This window comes from Rubritalea squalenifaciens DSM 18772 (assembly GCF_900141815.1).
In the GTDB taxonomy this organism is placed as follows: Bacteria; Verrucomicrobiota; Verrucomicrobiia; order Verrucomicrobiales; family Akkermansiaceae; genus Rubritalea; species Rubritalea squalenifaciens.
Genome location: NZ_FQYR01000002.1, coordinates 496,214 through 519,118 on the forward strand (window position 1 = coordinate 496,214; position 22,905 = coordinate 519,118).

15 protein-coding genes are annotated in these 22,905 nt (G+C 54.7%); 13 read left to right on the plus strand and 2 right to left on the minus strand.

Annotated features, from left to right (window positions below):
• Window positions 1-4 precede the first annotated feature (4 nt).
• From BUB27_RS02400 to BUB27_RS02455, 12 genes are all read left to right on the plus strand, one after another.
• Window positions 5-721 carry a hypothetical protein gene (locus tag BUB27_RS02400; RefSeq protein ID WP_143157947.1) on the plus strand — a complete coding sequence of 239 codons (717 nt, stop codon included), beginning with the start codon at window positions 5-7 and terminating at the stop codon, window positions 719-721.
• Window positions 702-3,296 carry a phage tail protein gene (locus tag BUB27_RS02405; protein WP_143157948.1) on the plus strand — a complete coding sequence of 865 codons (2,595 nt, stop codon included), beginning with the start codon at window positions 702-704 and terminating at the stop codon, window positions 3,294-3,296. Before BUB27_RS02400 ends, BUB27_RS02405 begins: the two co-directional genes overlap by 20 nt.
• On the plus strand, window positions 3,289-3,678 hold the full coding sequence (locus tag BUB27_RS02410) for a GNAT family N-acetyltransferase (RefSeq protein ID WP_143157949.1): 390 nt from the start codon (window positions 3,289-3,291) through the stop codon (window positions 3,676-3,678). Before BUB27_RS02405 ends, BUB27_RS02410 begins: the two co-directional genes overlap by 8 nt.
• 2 nt (window positions 3,679-3,680) lie before the next feature.
• Window positions 3,681-4,205: a virion core protein, T7 gp14 family gene (locus BUB27_RS02415; protein ID WP_143157950.1), complete on the plus strand. Its 525-nt coding sequence runs from the start codon at window positions 3,681-3,683 to the stop codon at window positions 4,203-4,205.
• Window position 4,206: 1 nt separating this feature from the next.
• Window positions 4,207-6,306 carry a glucosaminidase domain-containing protein gene (locus tag BUB27_RS02420; RefSeq protein ID WP_143157951.1) on the plus strand — a complete coding sequence of 700 codons (2,100 nt, stop codon included), beginning with the start codon at window positions 4,207-4,209 and terminating at the stop codon, window positions 6,304-6,306.
• Between the two features lie 3 nt (window positions 6,307-6,309).
• Complete coding sequence (locus tag BUB27_RS02425; protein WP_143157952.1) at window positions 6,310-14,052, plus strand: LPD3 domain-containing protein; 7,743 nt, start codon at window positions 6,310-6,312, stop codon at window positions 14,050-14,052.
• A gap of 36 nt (window positions 14,053-14,088) precedes the next feature.
• Complete coding sequence (locus BUB27_RS02430; protein WP_159434750.1) at window positions 14,089-15,777, plus strand: hypothetical protein; 1,689 nt, start codon at window positions 14,089-14,091, stop codon at window positions 15,775-15,777.
• A gap of 78 nt (window positions 15,778-15,855) precedes the next feature.
• Window positions 15,856-16,212: a hypothetical protein gene (locus BUB27_RS02435; protein ID WP_143157954.1), complete on the plus strand. Its 357-nt coding sequence runs from the start codon at window positions 15,856-15,858 to the stop codon at window positions 16,210-16,212.
• Between the two features lie 36 nt (window positions 16,213-16,248).
• Window positions 16,249-17,937 (plus strand): hypothetical protein, encoded by a 1,689-nt coding sequence (locus BUB27_RS02440; protein WP_143157955.1) that lies wholly within the window; start codon window positions 16,249-16,251, stop codon window positions 17,935-17,937.
• Complete coding sequence (locus BUB27_RS02445; RefSeq protein WP_159434751.1) at window positions 17,930-18,160, plus strand: hypothetical protein; 231 nt, start codon at window positions 17,930-17,932, stop codon at window positions 18,158-18,160. Before BUB27_RS02440 ends, BUB27_RS02445 begins: the two co-directional genes overlap by 8 nt.
• A gap of 396 nt (window positions 18,161-18,556) precedes the next feature.
• Entirely contained in the window at window positions 18,557-19,111 is a 555-nt protein-coding gene (locus BUB27_RS02450) for a sigma-70 family RNA polymerase sigma factor (protein ID WP_143157957.1), read from the plus strand.
• A 5-nt stretch (window positions 19,112-19,116) separates the two neighbouring features.
• The gene (locus BUB27_RS02455; protein ID WP_143157958.1) at window positions 19,117-20,625 is read left to right on the plus strand and encodes a LamG-like jellyroll fold domain-containing protein; all 1,509 of its coding nucleotides are present in this window, start codon (window positions 19,117-19,119) and stop codon (window positions 20,623-20,625) included.
• Window positions 20,626-20,670: 45 nt separating this feature from the next.
• Here the strand turns inward: BUB27_RS02455 and BUB27_RS02460 are convergent, their stop codons facing one another.
• Both BUB27_RS02460 and BUB27_RS02465 read right to left on the minus strand, forming a co-directional pair.
• Window positions 20,671-21,222 carry a hypothetical protein gene (locus BUB27_RS02460; RefSeq protein ID WP_143157959.1) on the minus strand — a complete coding sequence of 184 codons (552 nt, stop codon included), beginning with the start codon at window positions 21,220-21,222 and terminating at the stop codon, window positions 20,671-20,673.
• Window positions 21,223-21,474: 252 nt separating this feature from the next.
• Window positions 21,475-22,224, minus strand: a complete 750-nt coding sequence (locus BUB27_RS02465) for a glycine-rich domain-containing protein (RefSeq protein WP_143157960.1) — start codon at window positions 22,222-22,224, stop codon at window positions 21,475-21,477.
• Between the two features lie 200 nt (window positions 22,225-22,424).
• Here BUB27_RS02465 and BUB27_RS02470 point away from each other — a divergent pair, with 200 nt between their 5' ends.
• Complete coding sequence (locus BUB27_RS02470) at window positions 22,425-22,694, plus strand: helix-turn-helix domain-containing protein (RefSeq protein WP_200797043.1); 270 nt, start codon at window positions 22,425-22,427, stop codon at window positions 22,692-22,694.
• The last annotated feature ends 211 nt before the right edge of the window (window positions 22,695-22,905 follow it).

Genomic DNA, 22,905 nt, shown 5'->3' on the forward strand with positions numbered 1-22,905 from the left:
GCGAATGACGAAGCTATCTATCGTGTGGTTCAGTTATCGGCCGCATTTCGAATTTCTTGTAGAATCTGTTAGGTGTGCAGCCAGTACCTTTCCAGAAGCTACACTGCATGTAGTGAGTGACTCGACCAATCCCTTCACTGGCGATCAGGTGACTGAGCTGGAGACTATGGGGGTGCGGGTGAAGCAGAGCAGCACCGCCCGCAATGGCAATCTCAACGGCTGCGACTGGGCGCTCACGCAAATGCAGTATCTGGCGGATGTTCCCGGTGAATGCGTGGTTAAGGTGGACAGTGACACGCTGCTGTTAGGTAGGGAGTGGCTAGACCCCCTGCTCAGCGGGGCCGTGGATGCGGTCGGGTTCCAGAGCTCCGGCCCGCGCAGGCGCGCTTGGTACGGGGCGGTCTACGCGCTGCGGGTGAGTCTGCTCCCGGCTCTGGCGGCGGAGGTGGGCGAGTACTACCAGTTCCCGCTAGGGCCGGAGGACATCATGATAGGCATGGCGAGCAAGCGTCTCTGCGGCAGCCGCTGGCTCGTGCGTGGGGCTAACAGAAATGACAATCAGGGGGGCAGCTCCCTGTCCTTCTTCATCATCGGGCAGAGCGGGGTGGAGCAGGTGAGAGGAGCAGAGGCGGTGTGTTTCCACGTACACCGCGATCGCAAGCGCGTATCGGCGCTGATGAGAGAAGTAAGGAGAGACAAACATGGCAGTAATCAAGGGTAATCAGGCATCATTCAACTCAGGGGAAATGGCTCCCTGGCTGGACTCGCGTATCGATCTGGACAAGTACCGCTCGGGCGCGCGCATCATTCGGAATTTCATCTGCACCCCCTATGGCGGGGTGAGGCGGAGGATGGGCACCACGCTGGTGGAGGAGGCGCTGGGCAAGTGCCGGCTGATCACCTTCCAGCCGACTACCCAGCAGGGCTACATACTGGCATTCAGTGACTATAAGATGCGCGTCTATCAGGATGGCCAGCGTGTGGGCAGCGTGGAGCTCAGTACCCCCTGGAGCGGGGACGAGATCTTTGAGCTACAGACGGAGCAGATCAATGACGTGATGTTTATAGCGCACCGTGCATACGCCCCGCGTCAGCTCAGTCACTTCGGGCCCACCTCCTGGACCCTCGGGGAAATGGCTTTCGATTACCCGCCGTTCAAAACATTCCAATATGGCAATCAGCTCGGTGTCACGCCTATCAGCTCAAGCACGGAGCAGCTGAGTTCCAGCTTGAACCTTAGTGTGGCAGTGGCCTCAGGCGAGGAAGCCGAGTCTCCCTCGATACCTGTCACCTCTGCCTGGTCTCTGGATATCAGCTCCTTGTCCGCTGGCACCATGCGGCTGGAGTATACCGAAAACGGTGGAGGCTCTTGGACGGCTATGGGCAGCTACACCGCGGCTGGTAGCGATAGCGGTACGGTAGCTGCACCGGGCCTGATGCGACTGGTGGCAGAGGCAAACGCACTGCTCACGGCTACCCTTACTACGGATGTGGTACGCGAGGACCTGGCGCCGGGTGACACGGTGAATCTCCAGTGCTCGCTGGATTCTTTTGAGTCTTTGCACGTTGGCGGTGAGGTAGAGGTGACTCACCCTCTGGAGGAGAACGAGGTGCGCCTCTCATTCCGATCCTCCGGTATCAGTGAGAGCATCCCTGTGCAGGGGGATTGGCTTGTCAGTACCACCGGAAATTGGCGCGGCACTATCAAGGTACAGGAAAGCCAGGACAGCGGCAGCACATGGAAAACCATTCTTACACGCAAGGCTTGGGCAGACCGCAATGTTTCCTATCAGGGCGAAACTCGCGAAAAGGTGCTGCTGCGCATGAAGTTTGAAAAAGCTGCTGACGGTAATGCGAATGATCCTCACGGTACGCTGGAAGCGATCAATCCGGAGGTGCGCGGGCGTGTACTTATCACCTCCGTGACTGATGCTCGGAATGCACACGGCACCGTGATCTCCTCTATCCTGTCTTCTGATCTTACAGACACCTGGAGGCACGGCAGCTGGAGTGACTACGAAGGCTATCCGGCGGCGGTGTGCTGGCATGAGTCCCGCCTGTGGTTCGGCGGTACGGTGCGTGAGCCGGCCAGCCTCTGGGCCTCCGCTACGGAGGACTACTACAACTTTGAGAGCAGCAGTAATGATGACGGGTCCTTCTCGCGCATCATGTCCGCCTCCCGCCAGTCCGCCATCAAGTGGCTCGCCTCCAAGCAGAATCTCTTCATCGGCACCTCAGGCAGCGAATGGCAGGGCTTTAGCAATTCCGAGGGCGGGGTGATTACCCCCTCTTCGTTTATCCTGAGGAAGTTTTCCAGCTTCGGTTCCGAGAGTCTGCCGGCTATTCTAACAGGGTCTGGTCTGCTCTTTGTGGAGAACGAAGCACGCAAGATCCGGGAGATCAGCTACTCGCTGCAGGAGGACGGCTACGGCTCGAATGATCTCACCATGCTGGCGGTACACGTCACCCTGGGTAAGATCACCGACTGTGCCTACCAGAGCCAGCGGGACTCCATCTACTGGGCCACCACGGGCACGGGCAAGCTGATCGGCTGCACCTATGACAAGGCGCAGAATATCTACGCCTGGCACAGCCACGACACGGGAGCTGGAGATGACTTCATCTCCGTAGCCGTCTCCTACGAGTCCGGAGAAGAAGAGAGTGTCTACGTCTGTGTGCAGCGCGGGAGCCAGTACTACATCGAGCGTTTTCAGGTAGAGCAGGTCAGGCAGATCGAGCAGGGTACGCTGGATGAAATGCTTTTTACGGATTCCACTGTGCTCTACAGCGGTCCCGCTACCCTGACCATCAGCGGGCTGGACCACCTGGAGGGGCGCAGCGTGCAGGCTGTGGCGGATGGCAGCTATGCCGGCGAGTTCACCGTGAGCTCCGGAGCCATTACCCTGGATCAGGCGGCGAGCGAGGTGAAGATGGGCTTATCCTATCAGTCTTTGTTAGAAACGCTGCCGCTGGACTTCAATATGGCGGAAGGATCGACCAAAGGACGGCTGAAAAAAGTCCATGCGGTCAATGTGCGCATGATGCGCTCAGTCACCTTCTCAGCGGCGCCAGTGGCACGCGGCAAGTTCGCCTGGAACCAGCTGGATCAGGCTCACCGCAGGTGGGTGGATCTGGATCACATCCCGCTCAGCCATGAGATCGGCGTGCTGGAGGATGCGCAGGTGATCCTTTCCAGCGGGCACGATACGGATGCGCGCTGTGCTATCCGCATTACCGAGCCTTACCCGCTTAATATCCTCTCCCTTCAGCCCCATTTCCTGATCACGGATGATTAGGGAATACCAGCCAGAACGTGACCGTGCGCTGGTAGGGGGCTGGTGGCTGGAGCGTGGCTGGCCCTGCCCGCCTGAGTGCCTGCCCGCATGCGGGGTCATTGTCTCGCAGGAGGGCGAGGAGCGGGCCGCTGGCTGGCTGTATCTGGATAATTCCACGCCCGTGGCCTGGATCGCCTGGCTGGTGACCAAGCCGGAAATCAGCGGCCGCCAGGCACGCAGCGCACTAGACGAGCTGATCGAGGCTCTGTGCGGGATCGCCCGCAGCCAGGGCAGGGCGCGGATCTTCTTCAGCTCCGCCCGGGCCTCCATGACGACCTTTATGCAGACCCACGGATTCAGCGTGGGTGACGAACAAACAACTCATCTGATCAAAGAAATCTAACCATGGCAACAGCATCATTAATCATGACCGCGGCCGGGGGCATCTACTCCGCGTGGAATCAATATCAGTCGGGCAAGGCCCAGGAAAGCATGGCCAAGCACAATGCCCACATCCTCGAGCAGGATGCGAAACTCGTGGAGCAGGAGGCGCGGGAAAATGCCAAGCGCGAGCGCAAGAACAACGAGCGCGAGTTGGCGGCAGTTCGTGCCCGCTTGGCCGGCCAGGGAGCCGCCCTGGATGCCGGCGCGCCACTCTCTATCATGAATGACGTGGCCTCTGAGCTGGAGCTCTCCGTGCTGGATAACTACCGGGAGGCAAACCGCCGCCGGAACAACCTGCTTCAGGAGGCCAGCAATTCCAGATACCAGGGCGAGCTGGCCAAGAACGCTGGCAAGACAGCGCTGTTAGGCACGCTTATTTCCACCGCTGGCTCTGCGGCCAACCAGTACGCGACTGGCAAGCAGATCGGCCTCTTCGGCACCAGCCAGAAGCCCGCTGGGAAAACCAGCAAGCAAACGACTTACTAACATGATCATCATACCCAAAACCAAACTACTCAACCCGGCGGGCGGTACGCCACTTACTAACCCGGCCAACGCGGGCGCAGTCCATCAGGCTGCAGCCCAGGTGGGCGAGCAGATCTCCCAGATTGGTGAGTCCGCGTTCGGGCACCAGGTACAGCTCCAGCGCATCCGCAATGACAATGACCTGGCAAATAAGCAGGCTGATCTGAGAACGATGTTAGGCGACTTTGACAATACCTTGCCGACAGACCATGACCCGTCTACCTGGGTGCAGAGGCGGGAAAAGTTCATCAATAATGCTGTGGCCAAGCTCGGGGTCGACCAGCTTCCGCCTGAGGCTCGTGACAAGTGGGACAGGTGGTATGTGGACTATTCGACCGACAGCCAGCTGAAGACCGCCAGGGATGCCACGGTGTACGGGATCCAGCTGGCCAAGAGAGACGGTCAGCTCAGGCATGAAAAGTACATGGCCAGCGGCGATTTCGAGCTTGCTCGGGAGAACGCCCTAAGGATGCGCGACAACGGTACAATCGCCCCGCAGGCTGCAGACGAAGTGCTGTATGCGATTGATAGAGGGGAAAGAGATTTCGAGATCAAGCTTGCACAGGAGAAGAATCCGCGGGAACTGAAGGAACGCTTGCTAAAGGGTGATTGGGAAATGAACGATCTTGAGCGTGAAAGGCTGCTTGATTTGACCAATAAGGCGATTGCTTCCGAGTCCCGGGAGTGTGGGGCATCGATCATTGATGATATTTATTCGGGTAAGATCAGCAGCACGGAGGAGATTGAGAAAGCGGCCGGTGGGAGGATGCGGCCTTCTGACCTAGTCAAGCTTCAGGGGACTTTGGAGCAATACCAGAATGAGTTGTACAATCAGTACATATCTTCGCCTGAGCAACAAAGCCGTATCATTGGCCAAGTGTCATCGATGATTGCTGACTATGATGCACGTAATCTAGGTGATGATGATAACTATGTAGCTATCAAGACACAGCTTGAGCTGGTGCAGAACAAGCACTTGAAAAAGCAATTGGCTGATAGGCTGGATGGGATGATTGGAGATGAAGAGGACCGGATAAAAAGCGTGTCTGACTTTGCCTTTGATCTCATCGACAAGCATTACAAGACCGGTGGCTTCGGTGGGGGTGGCAAGATCAAGATGGACCAGACGACAGCTTACCAAGCCATCAACAACGGACATTTCTTTTCTGAGGACAATCTCCAGGCATTTGGCTTTTCTGAGGATGACATCGATAACATCATGGATGCCAAAATTGATGCTGGTGCTATATGGGGAAGTGATGAGCGTGGCACGCTGAACGCCAAGCTGGACATGTTCAAGAAGCTGTGGGATTCACGCGAGAATGAGAGCACGGCTGGTGAGTGGTACGACAGTCTAGCTGAGCACGTGATGAGCGGCAGGGGGCTTTATACGGTTTTCTATGAAAAGGAGGATCCTGCTTCCCGCCAGGACTATGACCGCCAGCAAGAGGCGGCATTGATTGCACATGGGCGCATGCGTGCTGAAATGGCTGCTTGGCTTGAGATGAACCCAGACGCCAAATCGGAGAATGTGATATCTAAAGTAAAAGAGCTGAGAGTGGATGCTGAGAGCTACACCGAAACAGCAACCTTTGGCAGCTCCAGGCCTTCCCGTGAGGCAGAGGGGGAAGGCTTCCAGAAGACATCTAGCGTGGATCTCCCTAAACCTATGCAAGGTTTGCAAGCTTCCTTTGATGAATATGGCCAGAAGTATGGTGTGAACCCAGTGTTTCTGGCGGCTATCGCAAGGTTGGAAACCGCCAACGGAACTAGTTCCGCCTTCAGGAACAAGAACAATGCCATGGGCGTTTCTAACTCAAAGGGTCCTATTTCCTTCTCTGATGCGAGTGCTTCAGTTGAACGGATGGCACGTGTTCTTTCAGACCCTAACGGCCCATACAAGGGAGCAACCACCATCGGACAGATTGCACGCATCTACGCCCCTCCTGGAGCTGGCAACGACTATAACGGGACCAACGGCTATTGGCCTAAAGGTGTAATCAAGTACATGAAAGAAATGGGAGTGAAGAACCCTGAGAAACTTAAAGTAGTATCCCGATAAGCCATGGCAATTACCCAGACACTCGACGGCACGGCACTCACTAGCAGAACAGATGAAGTGCAATTGGATTTAGGCGAGGTGCCTAACAACCTTCAACAGGACATGATGCGCAAGGCTCAAGAGGCAAAGCAGCAGTTTCAGCAGAGCGTCATGGAGTGGAAGAGAGAAAACCATGATTTGATTCAGGGGGGTGTTCTTGAGTTTGACGGCTTCCGGCCGGAGCTTAAGCCGGAGGTGAGACAGCGAACCCTTATCAGGAAATACTTGGATGTTGAACACGATTACCAGCCAGAGGACTCACTTACTTACGATATCAATCGTGACGCTGTAGCCGACAGGCTGTTTGATGGTCGCGGCAAGGGTAGTGATGAAGCCTTCTTTGGAGAACTCAAGACCTACTATGCTGGCCGCAAGAAGAAGCAGGACAACATGCAGTATGTCACCAGCAATGCCTTTAATGACATGCTTAGGGGTGGGGTGGGGATGAGTGAAAGCACTCAGGCATGGATGGACGCCCAGGAGGATAGCGAGGAATATGGCAAGAGGTATCGGGAAGCACGCAAGGTATTCAATGACAAGTTGCAGAGTGAGCTTGGCACCTTCGGGCGGAATATGGTGCGCGATGTCTTCAAGGCGTTTGAAGCTGGAGATGAGGATGATGGGGCAATGGCTGCGGTTAATCTCAACTTTGCCAAGATGTCAGCGGAAGAACGCGACAAGGCGGCAAGGTATATCGGCTATCTGGCAAAGAACCTGCCGAAAGAGGAACGCGATGGATTCCTTGATTACGTTGCCAAGTCATGGCGCGGGGTGGAGGGAACCGGGCGCGGATTGATGAACTACCTTGATAGAGGCGCTAGTATCCACGCTGATCTAGCTCCGATGCCGCCTCGACAAAGCCGGCTTGGGACAGTCTATCAGAGTTTTGACAAGCATCTGGAAGATGAGAAAAACTTTAAGGAGCGGTTAGCTAACGAAGTGGCCAAGAATGATTTCTACGAGCTTATCCGTTCCACCTACGAAAACGAATATGATCCGGTATCTTTCTATCTGGAAGACAAGACCGTGCTGGGGGCTATCGAGCGAGGCACCCACGCCATGCCTGGTGTTATATCCACATCGGCGGTGGCGATGGTTCCTTATGTCGGTGTCCATGCAATGGCGGGCATCATGTACGAGGACACCAAGAAGGATTTTACTAGGCGCTTGTTTGAGAATGGCGTGAACCTGGAGGAAGCAGCCGCTGCTGCTGAGGGATGGGCGGCATTGGCTACAGTCCCGGCGGCATTGCTCGAAAGGGCTGGAGCCAAAGGCTTGAAGGGTAAGCTGCCATTCCTGGACAAGTGGACCACGCAAGCAATGAGCAAGATCTCTGCCAATGCTGGTACTAAGCTAGCGGTTCGTGGCGGGTTTGGTACGGTACAAGAGACGGGGATTGAACTAACCCAGCAACTTATCAACGAGCTTACGGTTGATCTTGCCCACGCTTATGATGAGAGATTTCCCGATATTCAATGGAGTGGCCCCGGTGGCGTGGTTGATGGCTATGCTTACACCATCCTAGAGACTGCGGTGTCTGTGGCTCCGTTGAGTATGGGCGCTTCTGGTGCGCTCTCAAAGAGTCAGCGTGGCGAGATCTTTGCCAAGGCTACGGATTTGGAGCTGAAAGCCTTTGGAGCCAAGCAAGCGGACATCGACCGATACAATAAAGCCAAGGGTACGCTGGGTGAAGAGGGCGCTCTGGACATCCTGACAGATAACAGGGACGCGAACAGCGAAGAAGCCAAGGAAGCCAGCGAGCAGCTAAGGGACCAGATCAATGAATCACGCAGATTGTTTGAGGATGCCGTGAAAGCTCGTGTGATGCCTAATATCATGGTGAACAAGGACGGATTCACGGTCACTGACAAGGAGACTGGGGATGTGGTGGGAACGGTGAAGACCAGAGAGGAAGCTCTAGAGATGGCGCTGGACCATGTGGACTTGAAGGGGGAACTCTCGAAAGACCGCATCGACTACTATAGCTCCCTGATTGAGGGGGCTGAGTACACGCTTGAGAACGATAATGAAGCTCGTGAAACAGGTGTGCAGGTGAGGCTGGACAACTTTGTGACTGAGGCGGAGGCGATGCTTGAAAACGCCAAGGATGCGGCTCAGGTGATGAAGCAGCTCCAATACATGGAGAAGCTTGGAAGGGGCAACTCTGACATGACGAGTGTGGTTCTCGGCCAAAGCGTCACGGAGTTTGAAGGCAAGCAGCGCAAGACAATCAACAAGATCAATGGCGGGGCTTCGATTCTCACCGTGTTCCATGAGGATGCCCACGGATGGTATCGTGAGGCATTGGCCACCGGGCGCATCACAAAGGATGAGGTGAAAGAGTTCTTCCAGATGTTGGACAAGGCGCTTGCCGGGAAGAATGTCGAGCGTGGCGTGAACAAGGGGGGTGAACTTCGATTCCTTCCCGCAGAAGGTAAGATCACTGACACGATGCTAGATGAAGCTGTGGCGGAGTTCTTCGAGGTTGATGTTTTGCGCACGCGCAAGGGTAAGCCTGATTCGCTTGCTGCTGCCATCTCTCGCAACCTTTCAGCCATCGCCCGCATGAATGGAGCTGGTGCCAAGTTCAAAGCCTTTGTGGACGCCATGAGGGAGTTCTACGAGCTGGCTCTAAGAAGGGTGGCCGTGATTCGCAAAGGCATCCGTGACGGTGTCATCAGTGAAGCTGATATCGACGCCTTCCGTGCAGCCATCCAGGGAACCACAGAGCAGGGACAGTCTGAGGCTGATATGGTGGATGGAGACAATCCGTTCTCCATTGACTCCAATCCATTTTATAATTTATATACCAATCAAATTCATGAAAAACACCGTCAAATCATTCAAGAGCGAGGAGCACAACAGGGAACTCGCACAAGCCAGGAAGAGCAAGTTCTCGCCACAAGAGCAGAGGCAGGCGGACGCCCTCTACCGACGTATCTTGGAGAAGGGACTGAATCCAAAGTCTTCGCATACGGACAAGACCTCGTCCTAAAAATACCCCGACCTTCCGGCGCACTTGCCTACTCCAGAGACGGCAAAATAACTCGTTCGGCAGATCCCAAAGTATGGGAACTTAAGGCCCGGTCTATCAATCTCCTTGGGGGTATGCCCTCCTCAGTTATTAACATAGACGGCCAGCCGGTAATACTTCAGGATAGAGGTCTCACCCCGGTCACTGAGGAAGAGCTGCAAGGAGTACGTCTCCCTTTCAATATCACTCCTCAGGATGGCCTCATCTATCGCCTAGAGTTTGACGACCAGATCTATCTTGTTTCTGATCTAGCTGCGCACAATTTCGTCAAGGATTCAAAGGGGAATATCCGTCTTGTTGACCTTGTTATTGGTGAGGTTGCCCCTGACGCCTCATTCTATGGTGATATTTCTGACTCATCGTTTTCACTTGGTCATGTGTCCAAGACTGATCAGTCCTTAAGCAAGTTCCTGCGTGAGGGAGATATAGGCCCCCTCCATGCTGACATCCAGAGGCCAATAACTCAGGATCGGAAAGGCGCTGAACAGCTAGACGCGAAGGCCGAGGGGGCGGCTACATTCTCCTTGGACCTGAAGACACTTCCAGATCGTATAGAGCGCGCTGCTAAGACTCCGTCAATTCATCTAACAATCGATACTGGGGGTGATAAAAAGCTGCTACGTAGTGAAGCCGCCGAAAAGGCCAAGCAAGTGCTTCTCAAAGGCGTGAAGAACGAGCACGCCGGAATCGAGGTGTTTGCTAACAACAAGTCATTCAAGCATACGAAAGACCATGCTGGAAGTCACCGCAGGATTGCCATCTTAGGTGAGATCGAGCAGGTGATCAAGGGGGCCACGTGGCTTGTGGCCGCAGATCCAGATCAGCGGAAGGAAGAGCAAAGATTACAGGAGTACACTAACCATCATTTGGCCCATCCTGTGACTATCAACGGCAGCCCGTATGTGGCCTGGATTACTGTTCAGAAGAGCCACAATGGAAGGAATCTTTACAACATTCAAGACATCGAGTTGCTGGAAACAAAGGTGTCGCCAAAAGAGGCAGAGGTAGAGTTGAACAAACCAACGCCCCTATCCAGTGATGACATATCTACTGTCATCCGTGAACGACTGAAAGTCAAGGAGCTACTCCAAAGTGAGGATGTGTCATTATCCATAGGTCGCGCCTCCCAACTGGATGAACGTGCAGACAGCCTGGATGTAGAAGCGAATGAGCGCTCTCTCGCCGAGGAAACCTTTGACTATAATGCTGTTCCGTCGTTCAGCGTTGACATTTCACACTTAAATAAATCACCATTAGAATACAGCTATGAGCCAGAAGCCAACATCCCCCAACGAGTCCAAGAAATCCTTGGACAAGAAAGAGCAATCTCCGTCTATCCGGAGGTTTTACGGGATTCCCTCAGACAGTTCGAAGCAGCTACGGGAACGTCTATTAGGTTCTTCCAGCCAGAAGAAGGACAACTAATCACAGCCTTCACCACCCGATCTCTTCCTGACACCATCTTTATAAACTCTAGGGCAAACACTTCCCTAGCTTATTTGATTGGTCACGAGTGGACGCACGTTGCACAGAAGGATTCAGCTATTGCAGAAGATCTTCGCAAGCTTATTGAAACCTATACCTCTGATAGAGAAAGAAGAATACTCTGGGAGTATATTCTGCATCTCAACCCATACACAGAGGCTGAGCGGCTCAATGAAATTGAAGCTCACATCTTTGGCGACATTATTAGCAACACTAATGATTTTGGGATAGATGCACTTTCTCAGAGTCAGGAGCTGCGCGAAAAAGGTCTAAAGCTGTATCACGATGCAACTGCTCTAAACCCGGATGCCCATGCGGGAGTGAGCGATTCTGAGCTCGCCTCATTCTCTATTGGTAAAACGACAAATCTAGAATATGATGAAAAACATGAACGAACCCGAGAAGAAGAAAATGCCGATACCTCCGGAAGTGCTGCGCGAACAGCGCTTGAAAGGCTGGAGAGATGGTTTGTCGATGACCCTGGAAGAGAAGGTGGCGCAAATGCGGCGCAACGGATCGATTCCGAGACCGAATCGCTTCTTGCGTGGGCGAGAGGAGAAGGGCTCCTCATCCGACCAGACAGCTGGGTAGCAAATGTCAAGGAATGGACTGAACTCGAAGGTGCCAGCGAGCATGAAGTCTATATTTTACCTAATGGCGAACGTGTTATAAAGTCCACCATCCCTCCGAACTTCGGAGCGAGAGGCGTGGTGCTAGATTATGTGAGGAACCAGATGGCGGCTAACCGCTTGTTTGGTGATAATATCCGTCTGGAAGGCATACTGGATATAGACGGTACCTCTATTGTCATTTCCCAGCCTTACGTGAAGGGCGTCAGCCCTACCGAGGCGGAGGTAGCAGAGTGGTTTGAGTCCCAGGGCTATGAAAAGGCGGGCTACAACCGCTGGAAGCACCCAGAGACAGGTGCCGATGTAGCCGATGCCCATACAGGCAACCTGATCAAGACGAAGGACGGAGACATCGTGCCTATCGACCTTCAGATCTTGAAGGAACCGAAGATGGATGGAGGCAGTGGTGCCAATAGATCCAGTAACTTCACGGGAAACGAGGGGATCGGACTGGATGCGAATAGCTCCAGTGGATCTATTGGAAATGGAGAAATCATCAGCGATGATCCGTCTTTCTCCATCGCGTCTAACATGTCTAACAAGTTAGACGGGGTCGTTGAGATTGATGATGTTGCGTTGGGCGAGACGCTCTCCAAGCCAACTAGCTTCAAGAGGATAATGGATCAGGCAAATAACCCGGATAACAAGAGAAGGGTGGAGGTTATCTATGTCCACCGGTCGTTCGCGAAAGCCTTTGAGGGGATTGTCGAACGTTATCTGGAAGAGGGAAGGATGGTGCCACTGGATGTTGCCGTGGAAGCACACCTTGGTGCCCAGGAAACGCTTTTCGAGATCTATGATGATCTAGTAGAGAATGGAGGATACATGACGATTGTATCCAACGACGGAGACTTTGGTGATCTTCAAGCGATTAAGAAGATGAGTATTGAAGAACTAAACGATAAAAGGTATACAAAAATATATGGAAAGGAAATTCAAAAAGATTCCTCCCGCGACAGCGGGCGACGCGATCATAGAGAATCTCAAGAAAAATATCATGCGCAAAATGAGCTTGCAGAACAAGGACGCGCAATCCTCCGACAAGCCCAAGAAGAAGGAAAAATAGACCAGGCTACCTATGAAGCCCTTTTAGGGAGCTACTCTAATGTGGGCGGTGGACTAGATGCTAACAGATCCAGTAACTTCATAGGTAATGAGGGAAGTGGCCTGGATGCCAGTAGCTCTACTGGAGATGGGGGAATCATCAGCGATGATCCGTCTTTCTCCATCGGACCTGGCAAATCCAAGGGGAGTGCGGATAGCTCCAAGGAGAAGGCCGGAAAAGAGCCTTCCAAGCGGAAGAAAAAGGTAGCCCAGCGGGAGAGGGAGGAAGAGTTAAGAAAGGTGAAGCGGAGGGGCGACCGGATCGGGTTCATACGTGATAATTATTCCGACATTCCGCTTGGAGATCGTGACGAACAGAAAAACCGCAAGGAAGAGATTGGGAAGTACATCGAGGATAGACATCGCGGTACCAAGGTGGTGCTAGATGATGCTTATTTCACCGTGGATGAGGCCGTGAAGAAGGGGCTCGTCAGCATGGACAAGGCGATAGCGAAGATGATGTCTGTCATCCCTGGGGCGAAGGATGCGGCGGCACACGACAACGTGTACGTAAATGGTACGCTCCAATGGGAGGAGGACGGGAGAAGGTGCATCCAAACTCTCTACAAGGGGGGGGATGTAGGTGAGATGTTCGATATGATGTCGAAGAGTTACCTGCAGTTCATCGCAAAAAACGGGCTTGGCTACGATTATTTCAGGGAGCAGCTGAAGAACTACCAGAAGGATACGGGCGAAGTGCTTTTCAAAGATCTGGAAAACATCTCCGAGCAGGATGTGGACATGGCCTTTGCCAAGCTGGCGCGCGCCCATCTTTCTAACAAGGGGGAGAGGGCTCACCCGCTCTTTGCCAAGTACAAGCATGTGCGCCGGATCATTGAGTACTTTGGCGAGTTCTTCAACCATGTGCGGGAGACTGCGCAGAACCTGATCAAGCTGAAAAAGGCCGGGAAGCTGGACAAGGAGTTAGAAACGCACCTGGACAAGGCGACGGGGATCAAGGAAGTGGACTTTGCCAAGGAGAGGGAGCGCCATACTCCGCCCCGGGCTTCGCACTCCGAGAAGCCGAAGACCAAGCAGGAGGACAGTGGTGCGGTTGACGATCTGGAGCTGGTGTACCGTGAGCTACCCAAGAATCTGCAGAAGCATTTCAAGAAGTTCGTCAAGCAGGTGATCCATAATCCCGAGGCCAAGGCTGTGGTGCTGGGGCACTACCAGTGGGGCGGTAAGAGCTACGAGAAGGCTGCCCGCCAGAGGGGAGCAGTCTATTACTGGAACCGCATGACCAGTGGTCTATCAGAGGCGGACATGTGGGAGGTGAACAAGGCGGTGATAGACTGGTGTGTAGCGAACGGGAAACAGATCTTCTTCACGCACGATCCGATGGATCCGAAGCATTACAGTGCTTATGCGAGGGAATTGAAGCATTTGGATAAAAAGCATAAGTATAAAAAGTTCCGTAAGCTCAATGAATGGACATGGGAGACCCACAAATAGATTGAACTAACGATAAGACTATTCAATCTGGTAGTGATGCGTGAAGAGGGGAAACAAGATGGGAGCGGGCAGCGAAGCGAAGAGAATCTGCTGCCGGTCTATTTCCGGCGTGATTCTTTTAGGTTGAATAACCTGGAAGATAAACAGCGTCAGCAAGCGTGGTCGGAATTCCTTGACGAATGGCGCGAAGGTCTGAGAGGAGCATTCCGTTACCTCCACGACCTTTATGCGGCCGAAGGGGGACAAGACGCTCTTGCTACGCAGGAGAGTACGGACTATGGTGCCTGGTACACGGAAGTGACCTATATGTTTTATCCGGGGGACGGCCGGAAGGCGCTGAAGTCCGGACTGATCGATTACCTCAAGCTGCTGTACTGCGAGCAAGTGGAGGAGTGCAGCGGCATCCCCTGGGAGACGCTGAACTTTCAATTCAAGGTGGGCCGTGAGCCGCTGGAGGAGGAAGTGTACATCATCGATTACAAGAGCGACTTCCATGCCTATCACCAGGCCTTCGATGAGGAGGATATCCAGGAGGTGCGGGTCTATGACAACAGCGGTAACCCGCGGGTGAAAGAGCGCTTCGTGCCGAAGGAGGGCTGGGAAAACGTGCGGCTGCGCAAGCATACTCTGCACGAGAAGAAGTTCCGCCGCATGGACCTGTGCTGGGCCACGCGGGAGCTGGAGCTGGAGCTGCTGAAACGTTTCTCTGGAGACGGGCTGCAGGAGATCATCATTCACGGGGTGCTGGATGAGAGCGAGGCCTGTCAGGACAGCTACCGGGTCAGCCTTTATTATTTCCAGGAGGACATCGGCAGGGCAGAGCTTTCCGGACTGACCTACACGATCAAGGAGTGCGTGTACCGGGGGCTGGAGAAGCTGGGCAAGGGAGAGCGGGAGGAGATCCGGCTGATCTTTGAAGAGCTGCCGCTGGAGCACATGTGCTTCAAGCGCTACGAGGGCGCCTACCGCCGCTACACCCTCGTGGCGGAGGGTGAGGGCGACAAGCATCCGGCTCTCTATCAGCAGGAGAACCCGCCAGCCCGGGTGCGGGAGGTGTATACCCCGCCCGCAGGCATTCATGCCGAGGAAGAGGACAGGCAGGTGATGTACAGGATGGAGATTCTACGCGAGGCCCTCTATGGCGGACTGGAGCAGCTGGAGGTGGATGTGCTGGACTTGTTCCGCGAGGTGGGGCTGCAGGAAGTTATTCTGGAAGGGATCTGGGGAGACGGGAAAGATTGTCCTAACAGATACCATGGTCGCCTCTACTACTTTGCGCAGGATATCGAGGCGGCGGAACGCAGTGGTCTAACAGGTGAAGTGCAGCAGCTCATCCGCGAGGGTCTGGAGGAAATGGGCAAGGGCCCGGTGGGTGAGCTGGAGGTGAGCTTCAGCGTGGAGGCTATCGAGGATCTGCGCTACCGCCCCGCGGCGGCACGCTATGGTCGCTATGTGTTAGATCCCGAAGGGGAGGTTCTGGCGCACCCCGTGCTGCTGCTGGACAATCCCATCAGGGTCAGTGGTGGCGGTGCTGATAGAAGATCGCATTCTGAGTCCGCGGATGTGGACAGGGATTCCCCGGTGCTCAGCCCGCAAGACCTCATGAGCACCGACGAGATGCACTACCTGAGGGAAGACATCCAGCGAGCCGCCCAAAAATTCCGCCAGCTGAGGGAAAATGCGAAAAGTAAATCCCACTTCCGTACCGACATAAACGGCGGCTAGTGCAGATAAGACGCCCGGTGTCGTTTCCTGGTTCATCCTCCCATGATTAAGGAAAGGGACTGAAATAGCCTCTATCCAGTGAATGATGAAGGCTCTATCGATGCCTTCCGCAATCCCGAGGCCAAGGCCATGATGCTGGGGCACTACCAGTGGGACGGCAAGAGCTACGAGAAGGCTGCCAGCCACAAGGGGGCAAGCTACTACAAGGTGGAGGAATGGAACCGCATGACCAGTGGTCTAACGGAGTCTGAAATATGGGAGCTGAACAAGGCGGTGCTGGACTGGTGCCGAAAGAACGGAAAACAGATCCTCTTCTCGCACGACCCGATGAATCCGAAGCGTTACAGTTATTTTGCGAGGGAGGTGGCGCATTTGGAAGGTAAGGGGTATCAATTCCGTAAGCTCAATGAATGGACATGGGAGACCCACAAATAGATTGAACTAACGATAAGGTTATTCAATCTGGTTGTGATGCGTGAAGACGGGAAACAAGGCGATAACGGACAGCGAAGCGAAGAGAATCTGCTGCCGGTCTATTTCCGGCGTGGTACTTTCAAGTGGGATACTCCGGAAGATAACCAGCGTGAGCAGGCGTGGTCAGAGTTCATTGAAAAATGGCGCGAAGGTCTGCGAGGAGCATTCCGTGGCCTCAACGACCTTTTTGATGCCGAAGGGATGCAAGACGGTGTTGCTGGGCGAGAGAGAACGGACTATGGTGCCTGGTACACGGAAGTGACCTTTATGTTTTATCCGGGGGACGGCAGGAAAGCGCTGAAGTCTGGACTGATAGATTATTTCAAGCTGCTGTACTGCGAGAAAGCGGAGGAATGCAGCGGGATCCCCTGGGAGACGCTGAACTTTCAATTCAAGGTGGGCCGTGAGCCGCTGGAGGAGGAAGTGTACATCATCGATTACAAGAGCGACTTCCATGCCTATCACCAGGCCTTCGATGAGGAGGATATCCAGGAGGTGCGGGTCTATGACAACAGCGGCAACCCGCGGGTGAAAGAACGCTTCGTGCCGAAGGAGGGCTGGGAAAACGTGCGGCTGCGCAAGCATGCGCTGCACGAGAAGAAGTTTCGCCGCATGGACCTGTGCTGGGCCACGCGTGAGCTGGAGCTGGAGCTGCTGGAGCGCTTCTCTGGAGACGGGTTGCAGGAGATCATCATCCACGGGGTGCTGGACGAGAGCGAGGCCCGGCAGGATAGCTACCGGGTCAGCCTTTATTATTTCCAGGAGGACATCGGCAGGGCAGAGCTTTCCGGGCTGACCTACACGATCAAGGAGTGCGTGTACCGGGGGCTGGAGAAGCTGGGCAAGGGAGAGCGGGAGGAGATCCGGCTTATCTTTGAAGAGCTGCCGCTGGAGCACATGTGCTTCAAGCGCTACGAGGGCGGCTACCGCCGTTACACGCTGGTGGCGGAGGGTGAGGGGGACAAGCATCCGGCTCTCTATCAGCAGGAGAACCCGCCAGCCCGGGTGCGGGAGGTGTATACCCCGCCCGCAGGCATCCATGCCGAGGAAGAGGACAGGCAGGCGATGTACAGGATGGAGATCCTACGCGAGGCTTTGTATGGCGGACTGGAGCAGCTTGAGGTGGATGTGCTGGACCTGTTCCGCGAGATGGGGCTGCAGGAAGTTATTCTGGAAGGGATCTGGGGAGACGGGAAAGATTGTCCTAACAGGTACCATGGTAGGCTCTACTACTTTGCGCAGGATATCGAGGCGGCGGAACGCAGTGATCTAACAGGAGAAGTGCAGCAGATCATCCGCGAGGGGCTGGAGGAACTGGGCAAGGGCCCGGTGGGTGATCTGGAGGTGAGCTTCAGCGTGGAAGCCATCGAGGATCTGCGCTACCGCCCCGCGGCTGCACGCTATGGTCGCTATGTGTTAGATCCCGAAGGGGAGGTTCTGGCGCACCCCGTGCTGCTGCTGGACAACCCCATCAGAGTCAGCGGAGGCGGTGCGGATAGAAGGGTGCAGGATGGGCAAGCGGCTGTGGACGGAGATTCCCCGGTACTCAGCCCGCAAGACCTCATGAGCACTGACGAGATGCGCTACCTGAGGGAAGACATCCAGCAAGCCGCCCAAAAATTCCGCCAGCTTCGCGAAAATGCGAAAAGTAAATCCCACTTTCGTGCCGACATAAACGATGGCTAGTATGAACGAACCTGAGAAGAAGAAAACGCTTCCTGCGGAAGATCAGCGCGAGCTGCCTGAGGAAAGGAAATTCAAAAAGATTCCTCAGGGGAGAGCGGGCAAGGCAATCATGGAAAATCTCAAGAAAAACATCAGGATTAAAAACAGTTTGCAGAGCAAGGATGCGCCAACCTCTGGAGAAGCCAAGGGGATGGACCCTGCTGCCGACCAGGAAGCTGGATAGGACACGCTGGGTCATAGGCCGGACTTGATGCTTTGGTGAGGGGGCACTCATTCGCCCGAGAGCTGGGCTGAGGCTCAGAGGTTGGAGGTCCGCCATAGTACTGGCTTAGGACGTGATTTCGCCCAGATTCCGAGCGGAGGGAAAAAGAATGAAGTTTTTTTCCCGATTTTGTTAACAAGTGGGGTTCTGGGCACATATTATAGTGAAGTTACCTTGCAGGGTGATTTCACCGCCAACCAGCAATGGGTGGCAGTTAATAATTAAGAGGAGCTGAGTGGCTTTTCTGAGTTATTGCAGTGTTATGAGTATGATGGGGATGTGGCCTTTTGGCTGCATCCCCTGACATAATCTGCTACAGTCGTTCTCGCGGAGTATTCAGTCTCAGACTGCAAGATCATGGCCAAGAAAAAGAGCGGAAATATCCTGGAACTAGGCGAGTTCGTTCGCCTGCTTACCGAACACCAGGCGGTGATCCGGGGCTATATCCGTTCACTCATCCCGAATGCCTCGGATGTGAATGATGTCTTGCAGAATACCAACCTCGCCCTGTGGGAGCGGAGGGAGGATTTCGAGCCTGGAACCAATTTCAAGGCCTGGGCCTGCGCGGTGGCCCGCTTCCGTTCGCTTGAGCATCGTAACAAGATGAAAAAGAACCAGATGCTGGTTTTTGACGAGGATCTGGTAAATCTGCTTGCAGACGAGGGCGGAGACGCTCAAGACGAAGTGGAGCTGGAGCGCTTGGCGCTGGACGGATGTCTGGAAAAGCTGAGCCCGAAGAATTTCTCTCTCGTGCGTGCCCGTTATCACCGAAACATCACGCTGATTGATTACGCGCATGAGGATGGCAGGGATGCCGCCTCGCTGAGAGTGATTCTGAACAGAGTCCGCTCCGCCCTGCGCGAGTGTATCGAGCAGCAAGTCGCCCTGCTGAAGAAGCAGTCCCCATTTTAGTCCCCATGAATTTAAAGCAGACAGAATCTTCCCCCCAGGATCTCGATGACATGATCTTCGAGCTGCTTGATGGTGCCATCACGCCGGACCGTCATCAGAAGCTACAGGGGATACTGAAGCATAATCCCGCGGCCCGGCAGAGATACCGTGACCTGACCCGGCTGGAGGATCTGCTGGAGGACCAGATGCACTCGGCGGCGCATCCGCAGATGTCCACTCCGCAGAATCTGATTCCCTTTGACCGTCTGGCCCGCCGCCAGCGTAAGCGCATCGCCATGTGGTCTGCTGCGACCGCTGCCGCCGTGCTGCTGATCTGCGGGGTGATCCTGACGGTGATCAATGTAAGTTTTGAGCCTAGTGTGGCTACCATGCGCTATGCGGAGCACTCTGACTACAGGGTGACTTATCCAGAGGATGTGGATTATGAGGCTGGTGAGCTGGTCAGTGGGGCTATTGTGGAGCTGAAGCAGGGCAGCGTGGAGCTGAATATCAACTCCGGCGTGGTTGCCGTGGTGGAAGCTCCGGCACTTTTTAAGATGGTGGATGAGTACACCCTGGAGCTGAAGAATGGTAATAGCTGGTTCAGTGTTTCCCCGCAGGGGCATGGATTTACCGTGAAAACACCTCAGATGGAGGTGGTGGATCTGGGTACGGAATTTGGTGTGGTGGTAGATCCTACCACGGCGGATGAGCAGGTGCATGTGCTGCGTGGTCGTGTCCAGGTAAGCTCATTGCTTAAGATGAAGGATGTGCAGACCTTGACCACCGGACAGGCTTGCAAGGTCAGCATGGACGGCGGTCTGGAGACGATTCCCGTGGCTCAGGATTCATTCCTGAAAGGCCTGCCGGATGGTCTGACCTATCTGGAGTGGAGCCTTGACGAGCCGACCAATAAAGCATTTGCCGCTACAGGTAACATGGCAGGTCTAGAGGACGTGGTTTCTTCCGTCGTACGTGGAAAGATTGATGTCGTCCCGGGTCGCAAAGATCGGGCCCGCAGATTTCACCCGAACAATGGCTTTATTCAGACTACCTGGCCGGGTGTGGATGCCGACCGCCCGCGTACTATTTCCGCCTGGGTGAAGTATCCGAAAAAACCGGATGCCATACCTACTGGCGCGATCATCGAATGGGGGAACCCAGATCTGAATGCCGCCAAGTGGCGTGTCACCATCAATGCTGGTGGAGATGCTGGTAAGGTGGGAGCGCTGCGTACCGAGTTTTCACGAGGTTATGTCATTGGCACCACCGATTTGAGAGACGGGGAATGGCACCATGTGGTCTCTGTCTATGATGGCTCAGGCCGTGGGGATGCGTCCACTATCAAGCTCTATGTGGACGGCAAGCAGGAAGAGATCAGTGAGTATAAAGTCAACCGCGTGGGCACCATCGTCGGGAGACCGGGTGCTGACCCATGCCTGATCGGGCGTAACTTCCGCGGCACCATCGATGACGTGAGGGTCTATCAGGGTGCGTACCCTGAGGAGTACATTCCTCACTTGATGGGTGAGTAGCTTATCCTGGGTGCTCAAGCCCGGTGCTTGGCTTTTCGCTGGCCCTTAGCAGGGGAGCTCCGGCCCGTGGACCAGCTCCTTGTCCAGCAGTGCCAGGTGCGGGATGTGGCTGGCTGGAGATGGCGGGCATTCGCCGGCAATGTGTTTCTGGTTCCAGGCGGTGATGAAGTGCAGCGAGGTGTCCGTTCTCGCTGGGAGATGAGGAACCTTGATCACCAGGCCTCTCTCAGTATGGCGTATTGCCGTGGCTAGATTGTCAAAGCCGGCGTAGGGCAGGCGGGAGTTCAGTGTCTCGCCGTCTTCCGTGCTCATGGTGAGGCAGTAGCCGTCCTGCTGCCAGGTCTCGATGTGCTGGCCGAAGCCGTAGCCCTCTGCCGGAGGTTCATCGATCCAGATGCACTCGTAAAAGTAGTTCCGAATATCCATGGAGGTCTTGATGTGCAGCAGGGCTGCCGTGACTTGCTCCATGGATTCTATGCCAGGAAAGTCCTTCTCAGGCTCCAGTAGCTGGATGGATACGCAGGCGCCCGCCGGGGCGCCGGCTCGGATCAGGATTTTTCCCAACGGAGTTTCAATAAATTGTTCCGCAGTGCTCATTGTACATTTGGGTCAGGCTAGAACCCTAGCCAAACATCTGCGTTGTTGTGAAGCGAATTATCTGAACCTCTTCTTCGGGGGGCTATAAATTCCGTGTCACACGGGATTCTTCTGCTACCTGAGCAAAATAGTCTGATAAAGGGGCGAGTACTTGGTGTCAGACGCCCTGCTGATCATGCAGTAGGCATAGCAGGAGGCCCTCTCAAAGGGGTATGAGAGTCTGGTTGATCTGCTGTGGAGTCGTTTTCGAGACTAGCCTCCGCCACATCCGCCACCACATCCGCCGCCCCCGCAACCGCTACCACAGCCGCTGTCTGAGCTGCATCCACCGCCGACCGAGCCGCATCCGCCGCCAGAGTTGTTGCCACCACCGCCTTTGCCGCCCTTGGAGAAGGCGGCAAGGATGAAGATAAAAATGATAGCGATGATGATGAATGGGAATAGGCCCTCTATAAAGCCCAGTTGGCTGGTGCAGCCCGCTAGAGCTAGGGTGCCGAGGGATCCCAGGGCTATCTGGATGACCCGGCGCTTGGGCAGGATGAAGTGGGTCTTGGCATCCACCCGCTGGAAATGGCTGCAGGCAAAGCGCTGCTTGGAGGGTGGCCAGATGTCCGCAGGGGCTTCTGTCCCAAAATGCTTGCGGTAAGACTCTAGCGTACGCTCATAGAGATCGTGGTACTTCACCCGCTCCGAGTTGCCGCCTTTGGTGGGGCCGTGGTGCAGCGGTTTGCCTAGCACCCCCTGACAGAGCTCTTCCCAGTAGCTGCGTGTGTAGCAGAGGTGCAGGTGCCAGACCTGGTCCACTTCATCAGAGGGAGTGACCATGTGGCCAGCCTCCGAGGAAAGGTAGACGAAGCGCTTGTATTCCTCGATCACGCGCTGCGTGTACGCCAGATCCCATTGATTCTCACGGGCGAGGCGTTGAGAAAATTTCAGTGCGGAGTCCACCTCATCCAGCGAGTAGGAGTCCAGCTTGTCCCACAATTCACGATTCAAAGCCATGCTGGCAGCCTAGTGGGCTCAGGCTCCTGCCGACAATCGCGATTTTTCAAGAACCCGCTCTGCTGAGTACTCAGGCGGCACTCATTGTCTCCAGCTGTGGTAGAAAGTAGTATGGATAAGTGACTAAGAATTAATTATATTTCCGTCATTTCTGTGTTAATTGTCACCGTCACCCCTGCCCAACCCAATGGAAACGAAAAATGACACACACACGTATGCTATGTGCGCCGGACAGGCAATTTGCCGGCAGGCTACATGACTTGATGGAGCAAAATGACTGCACAACAGCTGAGCTCGCCCGCCTCACAGGAATCTCCCACTTCCAAATCCTAGGCTATCTGGCTGGTAAGACGCCGGATACGATGAGCCTGCTGCGCATCGCGCGCCTCTTTGAGGTCTCGATGGAATGGCTGGTGACCGGTGAAGATGGTGCCCACACCCCGGACTATCTGCTGACGGCTTCCGCCTGAGGCTAGTCTCTGTCTCATTTTGCACCCTGTAACTCTGGCTAGCACCTCTCCCGATCGGGAGGGGGTGGCTGGGTCGTGATGTGTATCTTAGTTGTAGATATTAAGCATACGCGCTATGTGGCGTGTTTGTAGATATGCGCTAAAGAGTTACATATTGCGTTTATTTGTCTTGTGTTTTTGTTATGTTGAATAGTCCACATTTCTTTTAAAG

Excerpts from the sequence above, each read along its gene's own strand:
- BUB27_RS02410 (WP_143157949.1), top strand. The coding sequence starts at position 3,289 with ATGATTAGGGAATACCAGCCAGAACGTGACCGTGCGCTGGTAGGGGGC.
- BUB27_RS02460 (WP_143157959.1), bottom strand. The coding sequence starts at position 21,222 with ATGAGCACTGCGGAACAATTTATTGAAACTCCGTTGGGAAAAATCCTG.
- BUB27_RS02450 (WP_143157957.1), top strand. The coding sequence starts at position 18,557 with ATGGCCAAGAAAAAGAGCGGAAATATCCTGGAACTAGGCGAGTTCGTT.
- BUB27_RS02465 (WP_143157960.1), bottom strand. The coding sequence starts at position 22,224 with ATGGCTTTGAATCGTGAATTGTGGGACAAGCTGGACTCCTACTCGCTG.
- BUB27_RS02400 (WP_143157947.1), top strand. The coding sequence starts at position 5 with ATGACGAAGCTATCTATCGTGTGGTTCAGTTATCGGCCGCATTTCGAA.
- BUB27_RS02470 (WP_200797043.1), top strand. The coding sequence starts at position 22,425 with ATGACACACACACGTATGCTATGTGCGCCGGACAGGCAATTTGCCGGC.
- BUB27_RS02455 (WP_143157958.1), top strand. The coding sequence starts at position 19,117 with ATGAATTTAAAGCAGACAGAATCTTCCCCCCAGGATCTCGATGACATG.
- BUB27_RS02430 (WP_159434750.1), top strand. The coding sequence starts at position 14,089 with ATGCGTGAAGAGGGGAAACAAGATGGGAGCGGGCAGCGAAGCGAAGAG.
- BUB27_RS02405 (WP_143157948.1), top strand. The coding sequence starts at position 702 with ATGGCAGTAATCAAGGGTAATCAGGCATCATTCAACTCAGGGGAAATG.
- BUB27_RS02425 (WP_143157952.1), top strand. The coding sequence starts at position 6,310 with ATGGCAATTACCCAGACACTCGACGGCACGGCACTCACTAGCAGAACA.
- BUB27_RS02445 (WP_159434751.1), top strand. The coding sequence starts at position 17,930 with ATGGCTAGTATGAACGAACCTGAGAAGAAGAAAACGCTTCCTGCGGAA.
- BUB27_RS02420 (WP_143157951.1), top strand. The coding sequence starts at position 4,207 with ATGATCATCATACCCAAAACCAAACTACTCAACCCGGCGGGCGGTACG.
- BUB27_RS02415 (WP_143157950.1), top strand. The coding sequence starts at position 3,681 with ATGGCAACAGCATCATTAATCATGACCGCGGCCGGGGGCATCTACTCC.
- BUB27_RS02440 (WP_143157955.1), top strand. The coding sequence starts at position 16,249 with ATGCGTGAAGACGGGAAACAAGGCGATAACGGACAGCGAAGCGAAGAG.